This is a genomic window from Microbulbifer agarilyticus, from assembly GCF_020171345.1.
Classification (GTDB): domain Bacteria; phylum Pseudomonadota; class Gammaproteobacteria; order Pseudomonadales; family Cellvibrionaceae; genus Microbulbifer; species Microbulbifer agarilyticus_D.
Genome location: NZ_JAIUZM010000001.1, coordinates 1,424,300 through 1,445,381 on the forward strand (window position 1 = coordinate 1,424,300; position 21,082 = coordinate 1,445,381).

14 protein-coding genes are annotated in these 21,082 nt (G+C 47.3%); 9 read left to right on the top strand and 5 right to left on the bottom strand.

From position 1 onward, the window contains the following. The first annotated feature begins 7 nt into the window (after positions 1 to 7). The 5 genes from LCM31_RS06015 (at position 8) to LCM31_RS06035 (ending at position 5,819) form a co-directional block, all read left to right on the top strand. On the top strand, positions 8 to 1,054 hold the full coding sequence (locus LCM31_RS06015; RefSeq protein ID WP_224868369.1) for a glycosyltransferase family 2 protein: 1,047 nt from the start codon (positions 8 to 10) through the stop codon (positions 1,052 to 1,054). Between the two features lie 11 nt (positions 1,055 to 1,065). Then, entirely contained in the window at positions 1,066 to 2,331 is a 1,266-nt protein-coding gene (locus LCM31_RS06020; RefSeq protein WP_224868371.1) for a glycosyltransferase, read from the top strand. A 98-nt stretch (positions 2,332 to 2,429) separates the two neighbouring features. Then, positions 2,430 to 3,707 carry a hypothetical protein gene (locus LCM31_RS06025; protein WP_224868373.1) on the top strand — a complete coding sequence of 426 codons (1,278 nt, stop codon included), beginning with the start codon at positions 2,430 to 2,432 and terminating at the stop codon, positions 3,705 to 3,707. 72 nt (positions 3,708 to 3,779) lie between these two features. Then, on the top strand, positions 3,780 to 4,451 hold the full coding sequence (locus LCM31_RS06030; protein WP_224868374.1) for a hypothetical protein: 672 nt from the start codon (positions 3,780 to 3,782) through the stop codon (positions 4,449 to 4,451). A gap of 9 nt (positions 4,452 to 4,460) precedes the next feature. Next, positions 4,461 to 5,819 carry a glycosyltransferase family 4 protein gene (locus tag LCM31_RS06035; protein ID WP_224868376.1) on the top strand — a complete coding sequence of 453 codons (1,359 nt, stop codon included), beginning with the start codon at positions 4,461 to 4,463 and terminating at the stop codon, positions 5,817 to 5,819. Here LCM31_RS06035 and LCM31_RS06040 read toward each other — a convergent pair. Next, entirely contained in the window at positions 5,806 to 6,978 is a 1,173-nt protein-coding gene (locus LCM31_RS06040) for a glycosyltransferase family 4 protein (RefSeq protein WP_224868378.1), read from the bottom strand. The two genes, LCM31_RS06035 and LCM31_RS06040, sit on opposite strands and share 14 nt — an antisense overlap. 666 nt (positions 6,979 to 7,644) lie before the next feature. Between LCM31_RS06040 and LCM31_RS06045 the strand changes: the two genes are divergently transcribed. Further along, entirely contained in the window at positions 7,645 to 9,516 is a 1,872-nt protein-coding gene (locus LCM31_RS06045; protein ID WP_224868379.1) for an immunoglobulin-like domain-containing protein, read from the top strand. Between the two features lie 70 nt (positions 9,517 to 9,586). Here the strand turns inward: LCM31_RS06045 and LCM31_RS06050 are convergent, their stop codons facing one another. After that, a complete protein-coding gene (locus LCM31_RS06050; protein WP_224868382.1) occupies positions 9,587 to 11,560 on the bottom strand; it encodes a PKD domain-containing protein in 1,974 nt (657 codons plus the stop codon). 145 nt (positions 11,561 to 11,705) lie between these two features. Between LCM31_RS06050 and LCM31_RS06055 the strand changes: the two genes are divergently transcribed. From LCM31_RS06055 to LCM31_RS06065, 3 genes are read left to right on the top strand one after another with little or no spacing between them, the layout of a single operon-like run. Continuing rightward, a complete protein-coding gene (locus tag LCM31_RS06055) occupies positions 11,706 to 12,989 on the top strand; it encodes a glycosyltransferase family 4 protein (RefSeq protein WP_224868384.1) in 1,284 nt (427 codons plus the stop codon). Beyond that, positions 12,986 to 14,371 carry an oligosaccharide flippase family protein gene (locus LCM31_RS06060; protein ID WP_224868386.1) on the top strand — a complete coding sequence of 462 codons (1,386 nt, stop codon included), beginning with the start codon at positions 12,986 to 12,988 and terminating at the stop codon, positions 14,369 to 14,371. Before LCM31_RS06055 ends, LCM31_RS06060 begins: the two co-directional genes overlap by 4 nt. A gap of 9 nt (positions 14,372 to 14,380) precedes the next feature. Continuing rightward, complete coding sequence (locus tag LCM31_RS06065; protein ID WP_224868388.1) at positions 14,381 to 15,607, top strand: sulfotransferase family protein; 1,227 nt, start codon at positions 14,381 to 14,383, stop codon at positions 15,605 to 15,607. A 47-nt stretch (positions 15,608 to 15,654) separates the two neighbouring features. Here the strand turns inward: LCM31_RS06065 and LCM31_RS06070 are convergent, their stop codons facing one another. The 3 genes from LCM31_RS06070 to LCM31_RS06080 form a co-directional block, all read right to left on the bottom strand. Next, positions 15,655 to 16,572: a hypothetical protein gene (locus LCM31_RS06070; protein WP_224868390.1), complete on the bottom strand. Its 918-nt coding sequence runs from the start codon at positions 16,570 to 16,572 to the stop codon at positions 15,655 to 15,657. A 63-nt stretch (positions 16,573 to 16,635) separates the two neighbouring features. Next, positions 16,636 to 18,189, bottom strand: coding sequence for an MBOAT family O-acyltransferase (locus LCM31_RS06075; protein WP_224868392.1), 1,554 nt, complete (start codon positions 18,187 to 18,189; stop codon positions 16,636 to 16,638). A gap of 118 nt (positions 18,190 to 18,307) precedes the next feature. Further along, positions 18,308 to 21,013, bottom strand: a complete 2,706-nt coding sequence (locus tag LCM31_RS06080; protein ID WP_224868394.1) for an AMP-binding protein — start codon at positions 21,011 to 21,013, stop codon at positions 18,308 to 18,310. Positions 21,014 to 21,082: the final 69 nt, after the last annotated feature.

The window sequence follows — 21,082 nt, forward strand, 5'->3', positions numbered from 1 at the left end:
TTAATTTATGCAAGGGAATGTACAAGTGCAGAATAGAGATTACGTCATAATCTCGCCGTGTCGCGATGAAGCAGAATATATGCAGCGGACGCTGGATAGCGTCGTGGCGCAGACAGCACCACCGAGGCTCTGGGTCATTGTCGATGATGGGTCCACCGATGGCTCGAGCGAAATTCTCGCTGAGTATGCAAATAAGTACCCATTCATCCGTATTTTAACCCGCGAGAACCGCGGGTATCGCAACGTCGGTCCAGGGGTTGTCGATACTTTCTATGCTGGTCTGAAAACCATTGATCGAGCGAAGTACAGCTATCTCTGTAAATTGGACCTGGATCTCGAACTACCCGCGCGATATTTCGAGCATTTGATGGAAAAAATGGAGGCGGACCCGCGAATCGGTACTTGCAGTGGCAAACCCTATAACGAGCGAGACGGCAAACTGGTCAGTGAGCGCCGCGGTGACGAGATGTCAGCAGGGATGACAAAGTTCTATCGTATCCAATGCTTTGAACAGATTGGTGGGTTTGTGCGGGAAGTTATGTGGGACGCAATTGATTGTCACAAATGTAGAGAAATGGGGTGGCGTGCGTTGAGCTGGGATGAGCCAGAGCTCAATTTCATCCATCTCCGTGTGATGGGTTCCAGCCAACACGGTGTCCTGGCAGGCCGCGCCCGTCACGGATTTGGACAGTATTTTATGGGTACGGGCTGGTTATACATGCTCGCAACCTGTGTGTTTAGGGCCATCGAATACCCATACGTCATCGGTGGCATTGCAATGTACTACGGCTATCTAAAAGCGTTATTTAGGCAAGATAAGCAGCTGGATGATCCAGAATTGATCAAAGAAATCCGCTGGTATCAATCTCGCTCACTACTTGTGGGAAGACATAGAGCGGTGGAGCGCCTGGAAGCTACCAATGCCTCCCGCTGGAATCCGGACGCAAATGCCACGGGAAATGCATTGTTACAAGCTCGGATGAATGCCGAAAACACAAATACTAACGATGTAGCCAGGTCCCCTACCGACAAATCCCTGCTAAGAGGAGCATGAGAAGGAACCTCATGGCAAAGATAGAAAATAGTGGGCGCATTGCCTACATCGCTCCTGAAATACCTGGTAAGTCCAGTACCTTCGTATACAACGAGATTCTTGAGCTGGAAAAGCTGGGGAAAACCGTTCTCCCATTTTCACTGCATTCGGTGGAGACTGGTGGTGCAGATGAACAGATTGTACGAATAGCAAAAAATTGCCACTACCTGTATGGGAAGAAACTGCAGCATGTATTAGTTGAAAACGTTAAGTTCCTGGCGAAGCATCCGCTAACCTACCTAAAGAGCGCGCGACATTGCCTAGGGGATAGCCTGCTCTGTGTAAAAGACCCAAAGCTCGCGTTAGGCCAGATATACCGTTTCCTGGTGGCTGGTTATCTCTCCAACAGGTTGCTCATGGAGAATATTGATCATATTCATTGCCATTTTTCGCATATCGCTACCGACATTGGAATGTATACCAGCATGCTGCTGGACACGCCCTTTAGCTTTACCGCCCACGCAAATGACATTTTTCAGCGTGCATACCTGATGCGACAGAAGGGTGAACGCGCGAAGTTCGTTGCAACAATTTCCACCTTCAACATGCAAGTGCTTAAGTCCCAGGGCATTCCTGCGGACAAAATGGTGCTGGTTCGATGCGGCGTAGACACCAATCAATTTTCTCCACGGGATCAGTCTAATCAGGAACGTGGAGTGGTTGTTCTTGGCTTTTTAGGTCGACTCGTTGAGAAAAAAGGTGTTGATATATTGATCAATGCGATGGCAAAACTATCGCCACACCAAACCAATATTAAGCTCGAGATCATGGGTCATGGACCGCTGGAGCAAAGTCTTAAAGCTCTCGTTCAAAGTCACGGATTGACAGAGAATGTCTCTTTCGGCGGTGCTCTACCGCACGATCTTGTTTCCAGTTGGTATGAAAAGATTGATTGCTTCGTGTTTCCCGGGAAAGTCGACTCCAACGGCGATATGGATGGCATTCCGGTCGTGTTGATGGAGGCAATGATGCGTGGGGTCCCGGTAATTGCAACTTCGGTATCGGGAATTCCTGAACTGGTAATTGATGGCATTACGGGAAGCTTGTCTGAACCTGACGCAAGTGCCTTGGCGGTCTCAATCCAAAATGTCGTAAATGAGACGCCAGAAAGCAGCGTAACAAAAATCAATAATGCAATATCAAAGGTAGAGTCAGAATTTAATCTCGCGAAAAACACACGAATTTTACGCGACAGCTTCGATATCAATCTCCAGCTTGAGTCATGCCAAATACAATAGCATTATTGGCTGTTTTAGTATGGCCATTTCTATCCTTACTGCTATACAGAAAATATAGTGCGTTGACGGCTACCTTCTGGACGATTTTTGGCGCATATATGTTTCTGCCTCAGAAGGTCGCATTTGTACTTCCTATCTTACCCAATATAGACAAGCAAAATGTTGCAGCGTACAGCGCACTCATCGGCTGCTTTCTTATTAAAAAGGTAAAGTTTCGCTTTCCGCCGACATTCAGCAGCAAGTTATTACTTGTTACCGGCCTGCTAATTTCAAGCCTGACGGTACTTACAAATCTCGATCCTGTGTTCACGGGAGTACGGGTGAAACCTGCCCTTTCACCTAAAGACCTAATTTCAATGACATTTCAGATGGCATTTACACTGGTTCCATTTGCCCTCGCGTCAATTCTTGTCAAAGACATAAAAGATGGCATTAATGTCCTAAGACTGGTCGCAATTGCTGGGGTTCTCTACTCGCCGTTGATGATTATCGAAGTGGTGCTGAGCCCGCAGCTCCACACATGGATCTATGGCTTTTTCCCCCATGCGTTTAATCAGCAAATCCGATTTGGGGGATACCGGCCGGTCGTATTCATGGGGCACGGGCTATTGGTTGCTAATTTTTCTGTTGTTGTCTTGCTCGCAATGACCGGACTATGGAAAGCGAAACAAAAGATCTTCATTCTGCCAAACATCGTCTTTGTTCTGTATGGATTATTCCTTCTCTTGATATGTAAGTCTGTTGGGGCTTGGCTCCTGGGTACGCTTGGCTTTCTTATGCTCGCGGTCTTGCCATCAAGACTATCGACTTTGGGCGCGTACATAATTGCATCCGCTGTATTTTTCTATCCAATATTGGCCATGTTTAACTACATCCCTCACGACAGACTACTGGAGCTGGCCGCCGTTTTTGGGCCTGATAAGGTTGGTTCGTTGGCGTTCCGATTTGGAAATGAAGAAATCATGCTTGCACATGGTCAGGAAAAAATACTGTTCGGTTGGGGAGGGTGGGACCGTAACCGTATTGATGGTGTGGTCACAGATGGTTACTGGATTATCAAGTTTACCCAGTTTGGTCTACTTGGCTATTTGGTATTCCTTGGACTACCGATGTTAGCAGTAAAAAATGGCAAAGCGTTTTTGAGTAAGATTCGTGATCCACAACATGCTCAGGTATGTGCGACTTTTTGCGTGACCATCGCAATGCTGATGGTTGATCAGATTCCAAATGCTTCGCAACACAATTGGGTGTTCTTTTTGTATGGCGCTGCCATCGGTATGTGTGCGAATCATAAGTTTCGAAAATCACGTCGACGTGAATCTGCGGATCGGGAACCCATAATAGGAAACTCGGCTGTGCAACTGCCAGCTCAATAAAATCTTCAGAGAAATTGTGAAAAAATCGTGGATATGTTTAGAAGTCTGATTAATGTAATAGGTAAACATCTAGTGCCATTTACAAACCCGCGTGTGGTGTGCCCGCCTGGAATAATCCCCAAGGGTAGTGGTAAGCCAATTATAGTAGCGTCTGTTATGCGTTCCGGAACACACTTGGCGATAGACTTGCTATTGAATAATTTCTCAGAGCTGGCGAAGAAACCGCTATATGTCGATGCTGACCAGCTATTTAGAAGTAAGATGAATAGGGACCAATATATCAATAATGGTCTGCAGATCGGGAGGTGTGTTGTCAAAACCCATTTTCCTCAGGCCGCGCCTGAAAATATGCGAGCGACTATCGAGAAGCTTGTTGAGCAGTCACATGTCATTCTATTACGTAGGCCGGTAGACCAGACGCTTCGATCGACTCAGTCTTGGGGTCTGGTAAATGATGTTGATCTATATAAACAAAAGGTAGACGACTTTTTTGAATTTTGGAGTGGAGTATCGAATGATGTGTTGGAGGTCAACTTCGATGAACTAACGGATCAAGAAAAGTTTCCCGAAATTGTTCAGAAAATATCAAGATTGACAGGGCTTAAGGCTAAAGCCAAAACATATTATCCCGTTAATCCAAAAAAAATCAGCACTATGATAATAACGAAGTTGGCAACGCGAATTTTTGGTAAACGAGCGCCGGTGATAAATACTGGAATTCGCAGTGGAATGACTCAGCACTAGGCCGACAAAATGAAAATTAAAGTACTGTTGGTAATTGAAAGTTGTAATCCAGAGCTAAGCTCGGTTCCGCTGGTTGGTTATAATTTTTATAAGATTATAAGTGACTTTGCTGATGTTCATTTGGTGACACATTGTCGGAATAAGGAAGCGCTTTATCGCGCAGGACATACCAGCGACATTACTTATTATGAGCAGACACGCACAGAGATTGCCTACTACAAACTAATAGCATTTCTCACGACTTTCCGCGGGCGAACTGTTTGGCCACTGCGCCACCTGCTACAGTTTCCAATCTATTTCTTCTTTAACCGTTTCGTTGATCAAGAATTTGCGGAGAATGTCGCCAACGGTGACTATGAAATCGTCCATGCGTTGACGCCAATTATGCCGCGATATCCGTATTCTATTGCCGCTGCGTGTCGTAAATCTGAGCGAGAAACAAAATTCATTCTTGGGCCTGTAAACGGTGGTGTTCCCTATCCAGAAGCCTTTCGGAACATAGGAAGACGGGAGTTTAGTTACTTCAATTGGATCCGCAGTGTCGGTGTATGGCTGGTACCCGGCTATCGTGCGACCTACAAGCATGCTGACGTAATTTTGACGGGCTCGTCATACACAGACTCCTGGTTAAAAAAGGTATTCCCATCACAGTCCGCCAAGATGCGTTTGATGTATGAAAATGCCGCCAACGAAATGTTCTATAAATCCGCTTTGCAAATTGGAAAAGAGGCGGAAAGTCGCAGCTTCTGTGAAGGTAAGTCTACAAATGCTAGGTCCATGTTCAAACTCCTGTTTCTGGGCCGACTGGAGCCATATAAGGGTTGTGATATGATTTTGGAAGCGCTGGCTGAACTTTCCGAAACGGATAAGGAACATTTGCAGTTTACTATCGTTGGAGACGGTTCCCAGAGGAAACAGCTAACGGATTATGTGGCGAATAACAAGTTAACTGCTCTGGTAGATTTCAAAGGCTGGATTCCGCACGCTGATGTACCGGCCGAGTGCAAAGATGCAGATCTTTTTTGTTTTCCGTCGGTTCGTGAATTTGGCGGAGCAGTTGTGATGGAATCGATGGCAGCCGGGACGCCATGTCTGGTCGTAAACAATGGCGGAATCGGTGAATACGTGACGGAAAATAGTGGTTTTAAGATAGAGCCAATATCCCGAGAGCACGTTGTAAAGCAGTTAGCTGAGAAAATCAGATTTTTGAAGGACAACCCTAAGAGACTTTTTGATATGGCCTTAGCGGCAAGGAAGCAAGCCGAGCTATATTCATGGAAAAATAAAGGCTCGGCACTGGAAAAAATATATAGGCAAGCAATAACGTCGAGTGAGTTCGAATCTATCGAGCAGGTCAGGCATGTATGATATGTTGTGCCAGCCGGTTGGCTACACGGCGGTGGCAAAATTTTTCTTCCGCAGTTGCACGAGCGTTTTCCGAGATGGCTTTTATTTTCCCACTATTTTCCAGAAGGAATAAAATAGCTCGTTTAATATCCTCAACATCTTTTTGCCGCACAAGCATGCCGTCATGCCCGTCCGTAATCATGTCTCTTGTTCCACCTATAATTGAGCATACGGTAGCAACACCGCATGCCATCGCCTCCATGATTGCTACAGGTGCAGCTTCGCCGAAGCCAAAACTTGTTAATACAAAAATATCTGTTGTCTGTAAAATCTTGTTAACTTCCTGCTCTTTTTTGAAGCCCATGAATACGACCTTGTCGGTGAGTCCGAGTTCATGCACTTCCTGCTCGAGCTTCTCCCGCATTTCGCCGTCACCGACGATCTTATAAATGAAGTTAAGGTTTTCTGGGAGTTGCGCTAATGCCTGCAGCGTATAGGTGTGCCCTTTGACATACGCCAATCGACTTACGGAGGTCAAGATGATTGGTTTGGTGCCGAATTCCGCGTAAGTACGTGGCAAAAATTTGCTCACATTTACACCCATTGGTACAACGTGTACCTGATCTCTAGGGTAGTTCGGAAGTGCGTCCAGAATTTCACTACGCAGCGGTTCTGTCACAGTGATAATTGCAGAAGCGCCTGATAACTTCTCTGGATGGTTGCGGCCATACTGATTGAGATTGCCATGAATACAGACACTGTATGTGAATTTACCCGACAGGGCACCGATCGCTACTATATGTGATGCATCTGCAGATGAATGGACATGAATATGTCCTATCTCTTTTGTTTTGCAATACAACTGAAGATTCGCTGCGAGCGGAATAAATAACAGGGTGCGCAACTTGTCTGAAAAGCTAGCCTGTAGCCGAAAGCAATATAGTACTGAACGCATCAGCCAAGGTAGATTTGCCAGGATGTGCGCAATCAGTCGTATGACTGGGATCTTCGTAAGGTAGTAGGTATCGCTAACCTGAGAAAAAAATTCGTGAAAGTTCTTTGCGCGCGGTTTGCGCGTGGATATGATTTCGACATGGTTGCCCGCTTCGCGGAGCGCCTGAATCTCACGCCAAAAGAAAATATGTGTTTGTCCGGGAAATTCTGGGATTAGAACTGCCATTCGTCTGCAGTCATGCATCTTAACATCCTTGTTTGATAATCAATTTCTACCTGCTATCACTTGGCGTAGAAAACACGCGATAGCACTAAAACCACCATACTCCTGAGATGTCTCCTTTTCGGGAGTGGAATGAAGGAATTACTTAGTAAGTTGATCCTTATGCGCGATCGATAACTAAATGTATCGCGTAGGCCGTATCGATATAGATGACGGATGGGATAATACCATAACGGCGCGAAGATCATTGACACAGTCGAAAGGAGACAGGGTAAATGCGCACCATTATTGCTATTTGCACGGATTCGCACTTGGTTAGTTTTCCCTATGGCGCTATCGGAAGGGTCACACCCTTGTCAGGGTCCCCTAATCCGAGCATCGAATTTTCACGAGCTGGTGGGCATAGGCGTACAAGCCACGACGGATGCGACACTAGCACGCGACGCGGAGATAAGCGTTTGAAATATTTTGATGGTTTGCCTGTTGTGCAAGCTAGTAGTTTGTTCTTATAGAATGGAAAATGGTGTGACCGATTAGTAAATCGTTTCACAAAAAGTGTCAATCGAAGCAAATATTCTCGTCTGAATCTGGAAAAGAAAAGCGGCTAACCCATACTTTTTCTGCTTTTTTGTACTGCGAGAGACGAGGTAACGAATGTCCAGGTATTCAATGTACGTTTTGATAATGCTCATTTGTACAGGGTGTGGAGGATGGAATCCACCGGATCCGGGAGATGGCGACACCAACAGTCCGCCAGAGATTCAATTGGTTGGTGCCAACAATATCCAACTGCACCACGGTGAAGCGTACGAAGATATGGGCGCCACGGCGAACGATAGTGAGGACGGAGACTTGACCGACCAAATAATCGTTACCGGCTTACCGATTACTTCAAATGTACCGGGTAACTACGTTATCGGATATCAGGTTACGGACTCCGATGGCGCATCCGCATCAATCGAACGACTGGTAAATGTCGCTGAAAACAACGCGCCTACGATCAATTTAAACGGAGCTGCCTCTCTAGAAGTGGAGCAGAATACAGAATTTTCGGATCCGGGTGCGACAGCGAACGATACAGAGGACGGAAATCTCAACGCGAAAATTGATGTCGCCGGGGAGGTCGATACCACAACGCCAGGCACCTACGAACTGATTTACAGTGTCACAGATTCCGCCGGCGCAACGGCAGAAACGACGCGAATGGTAACCGTTGCGCAAGTCAGTTCATCTTTCTCACATATACCAATTACCATTGAAAAGGCGGGCTTTACCACAATTTTACCCGCGTCTGATTCGCGTCTGATCTATGTAAGCAGCAGCACCGGGGATAATGCAAACGACGGACTGACTCCTGAAACAGCAGTTAATAGCATTACCCGCGGGAAGGATTTACTGAGAGATGGCAGCCCTGACTGGCTGTTGCTAAAGATTGGTGACGAATGGCAGGAGGGGCTGGGCAAATGGGTCAAAAGCGGACGATCCGCATCTGAGCCAATGGTTGTGACTGCCTACGGCGAGGGTACCAAAAGACCGCTCTTGATGAGCGGTACCAAAGATGGTTTGCGCGCATCCGGTGGGGGCGGATCGCCACTGATCATAGATAACCTTGTTTTTAGTGGACTTCATCTTTATTCCGAAACACGGGACCCCGATTCACCCAGTTTTACCCAGGTATCGACAAACCGCGGGATCAACTGGTATCGAGGCTGCAGCTACCTGTTGTTTGAAGATAATTACATCGAGCATTATAAAGAGGGTATTCAGATTCATGATCTGGACAATCTTGATATCAGTGGCGTGGTAATCCGTAGAAATGTAATTGTCGATTCTTATGCAACCGATACGCACTCTCAGGGCATTTATGTATCGCAGACTGAGGGGGTTCTTATCGAAGAGAACATCTTTGATCACAACGGTTGGCACGCGACTTATCCAGGTGCGGTTGCCACAAAATTTAACCACTCGATCTATATCCAGAGTGACAACACGGATATCGACATAAAAAACAATATTATTTCTCGCAGCTCAAGCCATGGCATGCAGCTACGACCGGGTGGAATTATCGAGGGTAACTTCCTGATTAGGAACCCAATTTCCATATTATTAGGTCGCGCCACAAATTCACCGAGCGATGGACAGATCATAAATAATGTGGTGCTAAATGGTAATGATATTGGCCCGGGTGATCTCCGTCGAGGTTGGGGTATTGATTTCAATACGCAGAATAATGGATTGGTGAAGAACAATATCGTTGCGCATGTGATGAGTGATGCAAGTAATCGTTTTGCGATCAAGGAGTCAGAAAATGCGACATACATCAACAACATTGTTTATAAATGGGAAGAGGGTACCGATGACCCTGGGAATTACATAGATCCAGAACGCACAATCGAAGAGTTCGATCAACTCATGGGTGGTGCCGGTACCTATGATTCGTTCATCGGCAATATCCGCGCACAATCGAGATTAACTTGGAATCCTGATTATTCGGTCAGGCAACTAAGACAATTTTTTGTTGATGGATTTAGCGAGCAATAGGTCATAAATTTGAGCATAAAAACGGCCGCCTGGAATACCAGGCGGCCGTTTTTATATCTGATGCGAATACTTACTGCGCTGGCGAAAACGCGTCTTTGAAGTATTGACGGATCTCTTCTACATCATAATTCGGATTAGGGGACCGCTGCGAGTGAGCGCGGATATTATTATAAAAGGACTCCATCGTGCCGTTTCCACCGGCATGGCTATCAAAATCATTGATTGTCAGCGCGGCGTTTACGAAACTACTGGCGGGTTCCGACTGAGCACCCCAGTTGTATACCGCGTTGCCAGAGCGTGTAGCTAAGTCACTCTCACGAATTGCGATAAGGTTTTCCGAAATCGATTCTTCGTGAGCGACAATGTTGTCGGTGATTTCCGCGGAGACTATACCAGTCGCCAGATCGATACCCCAGCCTCGCGGTTCGCTAGCAGATATATCACTTCCATGTAGAACAATATTATCCTTGATCACGCCTGGATTGCCTTGGGCCTGGTCTCCCCCTAGCATCAGCCCTATCGCGTTTTGCACCAGTACATTGCCGTCCATCAAGCCGCCTGATCGTAACTGAATTCCATTGCTAGAGCTCCGGGTGATAATGTTGTCAACGATTTCAATATCACGATTAGTGGTTTGAACATAAATAGCGTGGTTGAACATGGTTTTCTCTGCACCGGCAACCGAATCGTTCCATCCGATGTGGTCGAATATGTTGCGTTCTATACGTACATTGTCTGTTTTATCGAGATAAATACCCTGGGCATGACTGCCGGTCACATTATATGAGTCAATAAATACATTGTTCTTGATCAGGACGTTCCTAATGTGGAAGCCGTCTATTTCCTCGAGGGTAATAGCTTCTTTGTACAGCTCAAACATATTGTCTTCGATAAGGAGGCCGTTGGTTCCGCGAAACCAGGTAATACCCCGGTCATCCGACACACCGGTAAAGTTGTTCCCGGCGTTTGGATCGCGAGAAATCGCGTAAAAGTGCAGGCCGTGGATTACCAGAAAATCCACGTATTCCGGACTACCGCCACCCCCTTGGTAGCGGAATGCGGTCTCATCACGTGTGCGTAACAGAGGGCGGCTTTCGCCAATCCCGTAGCTAGTAATCACCATAGGCTCCGATGCACTGCGACCAGACTTGATCCAGCCGCCAATGCCTGTTTCCCATGTATCGCCACTCTTCAGCGCGAGCCAATCGGGATGGCCGTCGCGTAATAGGCGCGCCCCATGTTGGATGCTCTGCACCGGTGTACTGGAGGACAGGCCGTCATTTGCATCGTTGCCTTCTTGGCTACTTACATAGATAACCCGAGTATCATCCGCTGGCAGGATCTGGGTGTAGTGTTCCACAACCTGTGTAATGGGAAGATAGTCGAGGACCAGAATATGGGCGATATCGGAGTCAGTTCCTCCGCTTTCACTGGTTACGACGAGTGTGACTTCATAACTGCCCACAGACGCAGAGCTGAGTACTGGGGTCGCGCTATTAGGTTCAGAAAGTATTGCCGTAGAATCACTCGGGCCCGATGTGATTGACCAGCTATAGGTTAGCGACTCGCCGGAAGGTCCGGTGCTGGCGCGCCCATCAAGTGTAATATCTTCCCCATCGGCCCCGGAATAGCCGGTCCCGGCATTGGCTACAAGAGCGTCACTATCTTCCGCTATGACGACACTCACGGAATCCGTATCTGAAGCTGCGCCATCGTTTACGGTCAGGCGGATTTCATAGGTACCGGGAATATCCGCCGAAAAATTGGTTTCCACACTGGTCGAAGCGGAAAAGCTGGTTTCTGCTCCTGATGGTGCCTGCACAACAGACCACTGGTAGCTCAATGTATCGCCGTCTGCATCCGAGCTATCCGCACCATTCAAGATCACTGATTGCCCCGGCATGGTGCTTTGGTTGCTGCCGGCCTCCGCTACTGGTGCGCGATTATCAGCGGGGGGATTATTATTGCCGCCGTCCGATCCACTGCCGCCTCCGCAACCGACGAGCAATAGACAAATTACGCAATGAATAAAAAAGTACTTCATGAAAGATAATCCCTAATTTGGATGAAAGCTCGAATACATAAATCCATATTGCATTCGATTCTCGAGAGAGAAATTTTCGGACTGGTGAGAACTGTCGAAAACTATAAACCGACGGACGAACAGCTCGTAACGGATTCACGGTGCGATGACAGCAGTGCTTGAGCTATATGAATGGTACTACCTAAATGCCTCAAAAAAATGTGACGAACGCGCGAAATTGACCACCGCGATAAGAAAACATCGTTGTCTTCCAATCATTTACACATGCCGACCAGGGGCGATAAAATTAGCAACGGACCACAAGGCGAAATCACGGATGAATATTACTTTCGCATTTCCGGTACCCTCACTTAGTGGTGGGTGCCGCGTCGTTGCTATCTATGCTCAGGCTCTGTCAGATGCAGGCCACAAAGTTACCATAGTCTGCCCAAAATATAAGTACGGTGGGTTCTCAAACGGCCTAAAGCGGCTATTAAAAAGGCGTTTTTCCAAGAATTCGCCTATTGAGCATTCTCATTTTTCCCGGTTACACGGTGTCAATATCATTACTTTGTCGCCTGACCAGATGTCCAATTCCGATCGCTTCCCATCTGCCGATGTACTAATCACCACCTGGTGGAAAACCGTAGAGTGGACGCGGCATTTTCCAGTGGAAAAGGGCGCCAAATGCTATTTCGTGCAGCACTATGAAGTACATGATGAAATGCCAGTGGCACGGGTCAAGAAAACGTACGAGACTAGTCTTCCAAAAATAGTCATCGCCGAGTGGTTGGCGCATGTGATGGCGACTGAATATGGTGACAACGATACATTTCTCGTGCCAAACGCGGTGGATCATGAGGAATTTTATCGGCCGGCAAATATAACGATGTCACCGTTTACCGTGTGTGGCATGTATTCAGAGTCAAAATTTAAAGGCATCGATGTCACGCTCGCGGCGTTTTCCAGAGCAAGACAGATTGTTCCGCAAGCGAGACTGATTTTGTTTGGAGCAAGCGCTCCCAGCCCTTCAATTGAATTCCCCGACGGTGTTGAGTTTGTTCTATCCCCAGATCGAGAAGAATTGCGGGCAATATACTCGAGCTCCCGAGGCTATGTTTTCAGTAGCAGAAGCGAGGGGTTCGGGCTCCCAATATTGGAAGCCTTGGCCTGTGGGTGTCCGGTAATTGCGACCCGTAGTGGATGCGCACCTGATTATATCCGCGATGGCACTAATGGCTATCTCAACGGTATTGACGATATTTCAGCTCAGGCAGAATCAATCATCCGGGCACTGACACTCGATGATAATGAATGGAAGTTGATGTCCGGCGCGGCCAGCAAGTCGGTCAAGGAAAGTAGCTGGACAACTTCTGCCACACTATTTGAGCGGGCGCTCGTGCAAATTAGTGAGTGCAAAGCACAAGAAACCACTGCGGTGTACGTATGAGTAACCCGGTGTCTGAAGCACCTGCTAGTACTGGACAAGGGTTTAACCGCTATGTGATTCGCAGCGCGGCATTTTGGGTGTTTGGTGGCTACGCATTTGGTCAAATATTTCGTTTGGCTAGTAACCTGATCATGACACGACTGCTCGCCCCCGAGATGTTCGGAATCATGGCGCTTGCCAATGTCGTGATTGCCGGGATACAGATGGTCACTGATGTCGGCATCCAAAAAAGTATCATTCAGAGTAAGGCCGGTACACACAGAGATTTCCTTGACACCGCGTGGATACTGCAAATATTTCGCGGGATTTCCCTAGCCGCGATTATCTTTGGAATAGCAATTGCACTTTGGGTGGGTAGTTCTTCTTTGCCGGCAGAAAGCGTCTATGCTGATCCGGATTTGCCCGCAGTACTCGCGATTCTCGCATTTAGTCTTGTCGTTAGCGGTTTCCGCTCGACGAAATCCGCTACTTCAAATCGCGAACTTCGCTTGGCGAGAGTTACTTCGATAGAGCTTGCGTCACAACTTTTATCGATCATAACGATGGTCACCTGGGCTACATACTCCCCTACAATTTGGGCCTTGGTTGCGGGGACCATCGTAGCAAATGTTGCCAAAGTCCTTGCCGAGTATATCTTGCTACCGGGATATAACAATCGTTGGAAATGGCAGTGGGATCATGCTCGCGAGATTTTTCATTTCGGGAAATGGATCTTCGCCACGTCATTGCTTGGTTACTGGGTGCTTAATGGCGACAGGATAATTTTGGCTTTCGACATTACTGCAGCGGAAATGGGCATATATTCCATTGCAATTTTTATCGTTGGGTCAGTCAGGGGTGCACTAAATAGCATAATGCAGAAAGTGATGTACCCGGCGCTAAGCAGGGCAGTACGTGAAGGCGAAAACTGTTCAAATGTATATTATCGATTTCGGCTACCGTTGGATCTCATCATTTGCGGCTTCTGTGGTTTCCTATTTGTGAGCGGCTCAACACTAATTGAAGTGCTATATGATGACCGGTATAGCCAGGCGGGTCCATTTCTTGCAGTGTTAGCCATTGGCCTATTTGCGGATCGCTACCGTGGTTTGGGGCTATATTACCAAGCAACGGGCAAACCCAAGAAGATGTTACCCATTGCACTATCGAGGGCAATGATTCTGAGCGTTGGCCTACCTTTTTTCCTGTATGAATATGGCTTTTATGCCGCTGTGGTATTCCTCGGCATATATCCATTGTTCGTTGTACCCCTCCAGCTTTACCTGAAGTGGCAAGCAGGCTTGATGAGCATTACACGTGAAATTATCTATACCGCATTCCTGTTACCGGGCGTGATTACAGGCTACCTGTTTGTGGTATTCACAAAAAACTACATTGGATAGGACGACACATTGGAATCAGCAGTAACCGCGACGGCCAGTACCGCGCCAGTTTTTATTGTAGGCCCGCCACGGTCTGGTACGTCATTGCTGTCTGCAATTATCGGCAGTCACAGCCGCATTGCCTGTGGCCCAGAAACAGACCTGTTCAGGGCGTTGCCGATCAAGCGCGCAAGGTCACTGGCGCAAAGCAATAACAGGATTGCGAAGACAATAGAGCAGCTTGACGAAATCCGATATCCAGATGGTCGAAGTCTTGCGAGTCATTTTGGCTTGAGCAATGAACATTTACGTAAACAACTCGATACCCGGCATGATTTTGTAAAGGCAGTTTACGCAGCAATACCTGAAGCTTTTGCAGAGGTACAAGGTAAGCAACGTTGGGCTGAGAAGACGCCCCGCCACTTATTCTACGTCGACACCATTAGAGCCCTTTTCCCGGATGCGAAGATTATTCGTATTATTCGCGATCCGCGTGATTCAATACCGTCGGTGATTAAAAATATCGGGCTATCCACTTCATATATCGCTGAATTTTACCGGTGGATGGGCGTATATATGAAAAGTTCGAAGTTCTTTGCGCAGGATGCAAACAGCATTACCGTTCGCTACGAAGATCTTGTCACTGACCCGGCGGAAAAAGTCTCAGAGATTTGCCAGTTTATCGGCGAAGAATTTGAACCACAAATGCTTGAGCGAAAAGGCGCTGAGCTTGTCCGGGTGGCTTCAGAGACTTGGAAAAGCGATATAGACAAGAAAATTTCGGCTGACAACATCTACGGCTGGAAGTCGAAGATGGATCCAGATGTGGCAATAGCGGCATCTCTGATCTGCAGCGAAGCACTGTTAGAACTCGGATACCCAGATTCCAGGTTGCCCGAGCGAGAGTTGATGGTTTATCCCTTGGGCGAAAACTTCGGCGCTGCGAATGAACAGCATATCCTTGAGTGCGCGAAGCGTGGACTTCGGTATCGCCCTTACGATGACACCTACCCAGAGTCAATTAGTGCGACATTTAAGGTGATACCTGACGTTGTACTCGGTGATATTCCACTCGGAAAGAAAACTTCAGTGCGTATCTTTCATACTCTGTCGGCAAGCTTGCAGATAATATTCAGATTCTTGACGGCTCGCCCGGTTAGTATCGACCCTGATGTGGATCTAGGTGTCGGATCACTTAACCGTTGTATTGGCAAGATCGCCCTAATATTTGGAAAGCAGCAAAGGCTGGCGCCGTAGGGGCAAAGCAGGATTCAATGAGAATAGGCGACTGAAAATTTCAGAAATTATGCATCGTACCTACCGCATAGCGAGCGAGGATCTTCTCCTAGGTGAGATATTGTCAATTCGGTACGTAATTTAATGCCCTTAGTATTTAGATGGTATTCAGTGTCGAAAAACAGGTCTATCGGTAGTAAATAGTTGCGCGGATGACCGGCGAAGGGCACGTCATTACTTGCATAAAAATCCAGAACCACATCAAAAAACTCATCGAACCGTGTTGAATGATATTCGGGATTGTCTAGCAGGTTAGGAGGTGCGCCAATAACACAAATACTATTTTTGCGTGCCCAAACGAAGTATTCAGAAAGGACGCGTTGCGAATGACTGGTAAGATGGCCGTCAGCAATATCTTTGGCTTTGAGAGTGGCTAACTGCCCACGGTTGGACATTTGCGGGCTGACGGAGTGCTGAAGCTGATTTCCAGATTCGTCGACATTTGCGACATTATATAGTTTCGCTGATTGGCCTTGATAACGGTCGTTACCTCCGCGCAGCCCTTCAACAATTCTCGATATGGGAAGGTTTGTATATCCTAGGAGCCGTTCCTGCACAGGTAGCGTGCGAAAATAATAAGGATCCCGCGCGATTAAAAAATCCATAAGTTGTGACGAAGGAATTTTTGAATCTTGATACAGCGCATACTCAAGTGGCAGATAAACGATGTCCCCGCTATTTAGGACGCGCTTGCTTCGGTCGAGAATGTAACGTAATCCAAGCCCAGCGTGTACACCAAAATTTGTTGTGGGTATCCCATAGGCATTCTCTAGCGCTGGTGTATAGATTCCGAAAAGGCTATTGGATCCAGAAAGGATGAGTAGCTTTTCTGTAGTATATTTCCTCGCGTGAAGCTCCTTGAGGTGGTATAGGTCAGCAGCCCACTTGGAACTGGATGTCGGTACGCCTTCCTGGATATGGATCATTACGATCTGTGCTGCAACACAAAGAAGGACGCCAGCAAAAAAGGTGAATAGATAGCGCATTTGTCAGAAATTAAAGTATAAAAATTCGCTGCTCTGTGTGAATGCCAGCGTCTTTAAGCTGAGGGTGATCGCCACACCCGCACATATCATCCAGGCATATGCCAAAGTACTACGTCGTTCAATTGCTGTGCGGGATTCATCACCGGGAAAACATCGGTTGCAAATCTGATTTGAATTTGGTGTGAGAAAGGCAATTGCCATTGCAATGGCAATAAGCAAGAAACCTTTTAAGTGCGGAAATGCTCCCAATGCATCACCGCGATTCGATTCTGAAAAATCATTGAGGAGTGCTGGTGCCATATGCGTGATTTTTTCTGGCAGAAGAATCCCATTAAATCCATAAAATCCTTGTAGGATTGAGAGGGCGCCCTGTAAGGTTTCTGCGCGAAAAAATGCCCACGCCGAGCATACCGCCAAGAATGTAATTACCATGCCGGGAAGGCTGCTAAACCTTATCCATATCCGAGATGAACTTCTTGTGGCTCTTTGCTCTGTATTATTGCTTGTATTGATCGAATCGGATGAAACCGCGACACCAGCCGTCGTAGGTAACTGGTGTCCCTGTGCGTAAACTTGACTGAAAATGGCCGTGCGGATACGAATCCATTGGTGGTTAATCACCAAGAATAGGCCATGCAGGCCTCCCCAAATAATAAAATTCCAGCCAGCGCCATGCCACAAACCACCGAGTAGCATCGTGGTAACCAGATTTGCGCTGCGCGATCCCTTGCGGTTCCCTCCTAATGGAATATACAAGTAGTCACGTAAGAAATTCGAAAGTGTTATATGCCAGCGGCGCCAAAACTCAATAATACTTGTCGCCTGATATGGGGAGTTAAAATTCTTTGGCAAATTTATGCCAAACATTTTGGCAATCCCCAGCGCCATATCAGCATAGCCACTAAAATCGAAATAGAGCTGAAACGTATACGCGAGTAGTCCGCCCCATGATTCCAGTAGTGTGATTTCCGAACCCTGGTCCGCTGAGACAAACACTGGTGTAGCGTAGGGAGCAAGTTGATCTGCAATTAACACTTTCTTGGCAAGGCCGATACTGAATAGCAGTAGACCAGCGCTCACCTGATTTAGTGGTATTCGGCGGGATTCAAGAAGTGTGAATTGGGATGCGACATCACTGTGTTTCACGATCGGCCCCGCAATTAACTGGGGAAAGAACGTGACAAAAAGCAGATAACGGTCGAATCGTTTTTCGGCACGTCCCGTGCGAAAGGTGTCAACCAGATAAGCGATTTGCTGGAAAGTAAAGAACGATATCGCGAGAGGAAGTATGATGTCAGGTAAGTCTAGGCTGGCCCCAGTGATACTTGAAGCTATAGAGGCGAAGAAGCCAAGATATTTATATAGTGCAATAATACATAGATTAGTGCTGATTCCTAGAACTAGAAAAATATATCTTAGGTGGTGTTTTGCAAGCAATTGCCCTAGAAAGAAATTGAATAGGATGGATCCAACAAGCAGCGGTAGATATTTGGGGTTCCACCAGGCGTAAAAAAATAGGGAGGAAATTGATAACCATAGCAAGGCAGCTCGGAACATAGCGACATTCCGAAGGATATAGTACCCCGCGATTACGAGGGGTAGGAATACCAGTATGAATTCGATGGAATTGAATAGCACGTGTGCCTAGCCTTACATAAGAGCGTCGATATTCTCGTTATATTATTTTTTCAATTATTCTGGCGACGTTCGGCGCGTTTGCCTCATTGAGCATGGAGTGGTGTTCGCCGGGCACTTCATGTATTACCAGTTTCTTCGCATATTTTCCCCACCCAAGATCTTTTTGTGGGCGTTCACCGTAAAGGAATTTGCGATCGCTCGCCTTGATGAGGGTGAGAGGCATTTCGATGCTATCTAACCGCGTTGAGAGAATGGCAGTTTTTCTAGTCTTGTGCCTTATACGGATGTTATCTGTCTCACTATCCGTATTAGATACACGATCATCCCCTGAAGCGCTCTTCCTGGTTAAGAGTCGTTGTCTGATCTTTCCGAGCAGATACGCAGGTCCCTCCGCCGCTGTACGTCGTAGGTGTTCGCCAAGTCTGAATGACAGTTTTTTATGCGCTGTGAATGTGTCGGGGACAATCGTATCCAATAGGCCGATGAGATCCACGGTTTCGCCGCTTTCGACGAGGGCTCGACTTACTTCGATTGCGATAATGCCGCCGAAAGATTTTCCAACCAGCAGGTAGGGTCCATTTGGTTGTACTTTCTTTACCAGAGATAGATATAGTCGGGATACACCTTCAATTGAATTGGTGCTTTCGACTGCATCGGAAGTGGATCCCTTGAGTATCAAATCCACCTCTTCCGGCAAAAACAGTGCATATATTGGCCGATTGGAATCTATTGACTTGGCTAAATGGAGGTATTCAACAACGCCGTTGATTAGCAATAGCGGCGATAAACTTGGATCCCCTTGTCTTAGAGGGATACAGCCCTCTGGGATTAGGGCGGTAGTGCTCTCTTTACGGTCAGTATTGGATTGTTGCTGTGAAATTCGATTTCCCAATGTTCTGACGGTGGCATTCTCTACGATATCGGAGATGGTCAACTGGCAACTGTACGCATCGGACAGCCTAGCAACGGCACGGACTGCAGCGATTGAATCACCACCGGTTTCGAAAAAATCCGTGTGTGCATGGATGTTGTCAACCTTTAGAAGATCGCGCCAGACTTTCGCAACTTGGTGTTCTACTTCACCAACAAGCGGTTCACGTTGTCTTGACTGCAAGATTGCACAACCTGCAGGATCGGGCAGGTTAATCCGGTCAATTTTACCGTTGTGATTAGTCGGTATCTGCTCAGTCGCCAGGTACATTGACGGGACCATATAGGCCGGCAGTTGTGCGGAAAGAAATGACTTTATTTCATTGACGTCTGGCGACTGACCCTGTTCCATGACTACATAAGCGACTAGGGTTTTCGAGTTTCCCTCACTTTGCAGTTGCTTCGCGGCAACAACACAGTTCCTTATGCCCTTTACCCGCTTTACAGCGGCTTCGACTTCCAATAACTCGATCCGGTTGCCATTGAGCTGGATCTGGAAGTCTTCACGTCCTAGCATCTCAAAAGTGCCATCTTCATGCGCTCGTACGATATCCCCTGAAGCAAAATATCGTATACCTTCATGGCGATAAAACTTCTCGAAGTTCAGGTCTTCCCTGTGCAGGTAGCCTTTAATGACCCCCGGACTTGCTACAAATAATTCTCCAGCCTCCCCTATGGGTACCGGGCGACGATTGCTATCCAGGACCTTCAGCTGGACATTTTGCTGGGGAAAGCCGATCTTCGTTTTGTGTGGCTTCGGCTGCTCAACCGGCCAGTATGTCACCATACAATTTGTTTCACTGGCGCCATAGTTCACGTACAGATTTACTTCAGGCAAGAGGTAGCGAATTCTTGCGAGGAGATCTGGTGGCACGTTGTCGCCGCCGCTGAGTATGCATTTCAAATTCGATAGCTGGGCAACCCTATCCGGGGCACGCTCTACGTGATCAATAATTCTTGCAAGTAGTGTTGGTACGAAGTGCCAAACCGCGACCGTGCTTGCCAACTTGAACAGACGGTTGATGTCGAGAATGTCATGGCGCCGTGCGACTACCGTGTGGCCACCGCAGGCCAGCATTGCCAGCAGCTCGAAGGTGCTAATACTGAACGAAGCACCTGCGACCGATAGTATGCTCATCTCGGGTTTTAGCCCGAAGCAGCGGATGGATGAGAACATTCCATGTGCTAAATTTTGATGCGTCGAAACCGCGCCTTTGGGACGGCCGGTTGTTCCTGAGGTGAAAAATATATGGGATTCGTTATCTAACGAAATTTCTGTAGGCGGGGAAAATTCAGGGCCTAGTGCATCATATTCTTCAAGTTGGGTGACATCTAGCAGGCGGTTGGAAAAGGTCGCCCCAAATGTAGAACCTGGTTCTGAGTAATGGTTAGGATCGAAAATAATTACGGAGGGGGCGATATCCTCGAAGATCATCTCAATTCTGGTCTTCGGGAACATTGGGTCGATCGGGACGTAGGTACAGCCGCTGAAATGAATGGCGAGCAAACCACATACCAAGGTATAACCCGGCTGCATAAGTACAGCGATACGGTCACCAGGGGTGACACCGCGTGCTTTTAGTACTTCACCGATTCGCGTCGCGGCCAGTATCAGTTCGCGATACGTATGTTCTTGGCCATCGAAGATAATTGCAGTTTTGTTTGGAGATAGCCGCGAGTTCTCGAGTATGCGCTGCGGCACGGTCATGCCGCCTTCACTAAAGGGTACTCGCTCGGATCTAGTTACAGAACTCTGGGTATCGAGGCTATTGCTCGCGTTTTGTACCGTCAGTTCGGCTTCACGCTTTTCCACACGGATTTCATCCCTGGCAGGCGCCAATCATCTCCATAATGGTCTAGTCACCGTGTGACATTAAGTAAC

What these genes read in the sequence shown, in the direction of transcription:
- LCM31_RS06015 (WP_224868369.1), top strand. Translation starts at nt 8, where the DNA reads ATGCAAGGGAATGTACAAGTGCAGAATAGAGATTACGTCATAATCTCG.
- LCM31_RS06020 (WP_224868371.1), top strand. Translation starts at nt 1,066, where the DNA reads ATGGCAAAGATAGAAAATAGTGGGCGCATTGCCTACATCGCTCCTGAA.
- LCM31_RS06025 (WP_224868373.1), top strand. Translation starts at nt 2,430, where the DNA reads ATGTTTCTGCCTCAGAAGGTCGCATTTGTACTTCCTATCTTACCCAAT.
- LCM31_RS06035 (WP_224868376.1), top strand. Translation starts at nt 4,461, where the DNA reads ATGAAAATTAAAGTACTGTTGGTAATTGAAAGTTGTAATCCAGAGCTA.
- LCM31_RS06040 (WP_224868378.1), bottom strand. Translation starts at nt 6,978, where the DNA reads ATGGCAGTTCTAATCCCAGAATTTCCCGGACAAACACATATTTTCTTT.
- LCM31_RS06045 (WP_224868379.1), top strand. Translation starts at nt 7,645, where the DNA reads ATGTACGTTTTGATAATGCTCATTTGTACAGGGTGTGGAGGATGGAAT.
- LCM31_RS06050 (WP_224868382.1), bottom strand. Translation starts at nt 11,560, where the DNA reads ATGAAGTACTTTTTTATTCATTGCGTAATTTGTCTATTGCTCGTCGGT.
- LCM31_RS06055 (WP_224868384.1), top strand. Translation starts at nt 11,706, where the DNA reads ATGACAGCAGTGCTTGAGCTATATGAATGGTACTACCTAAATGCCTCA.
- LCM31_RS06060 (WP_224868386.1), top strand. Translation starts at nt 12,986, where the DNA reads ATGAGTAACCCGGTGTCTGAAGCACCTGCTAGTACTGGACAAGGGTTT.
- LCM31_RS06070 (WP_224868390.1), bottom strand. Translation starts at nt 16,572, where the DNA reads ATGATCCATATCCAGGAAGGCGTACCGACATCCAGTTCCAAGTGGGCT.
- LCM31_RS06075 (WP_224868392.1), bottom strand. Translation starts at nt 18,189, where the DNA reads ATGTTCCGAGCTGCCTTGCTATGGTTATCAATTTCCTCCCTATTTTTT.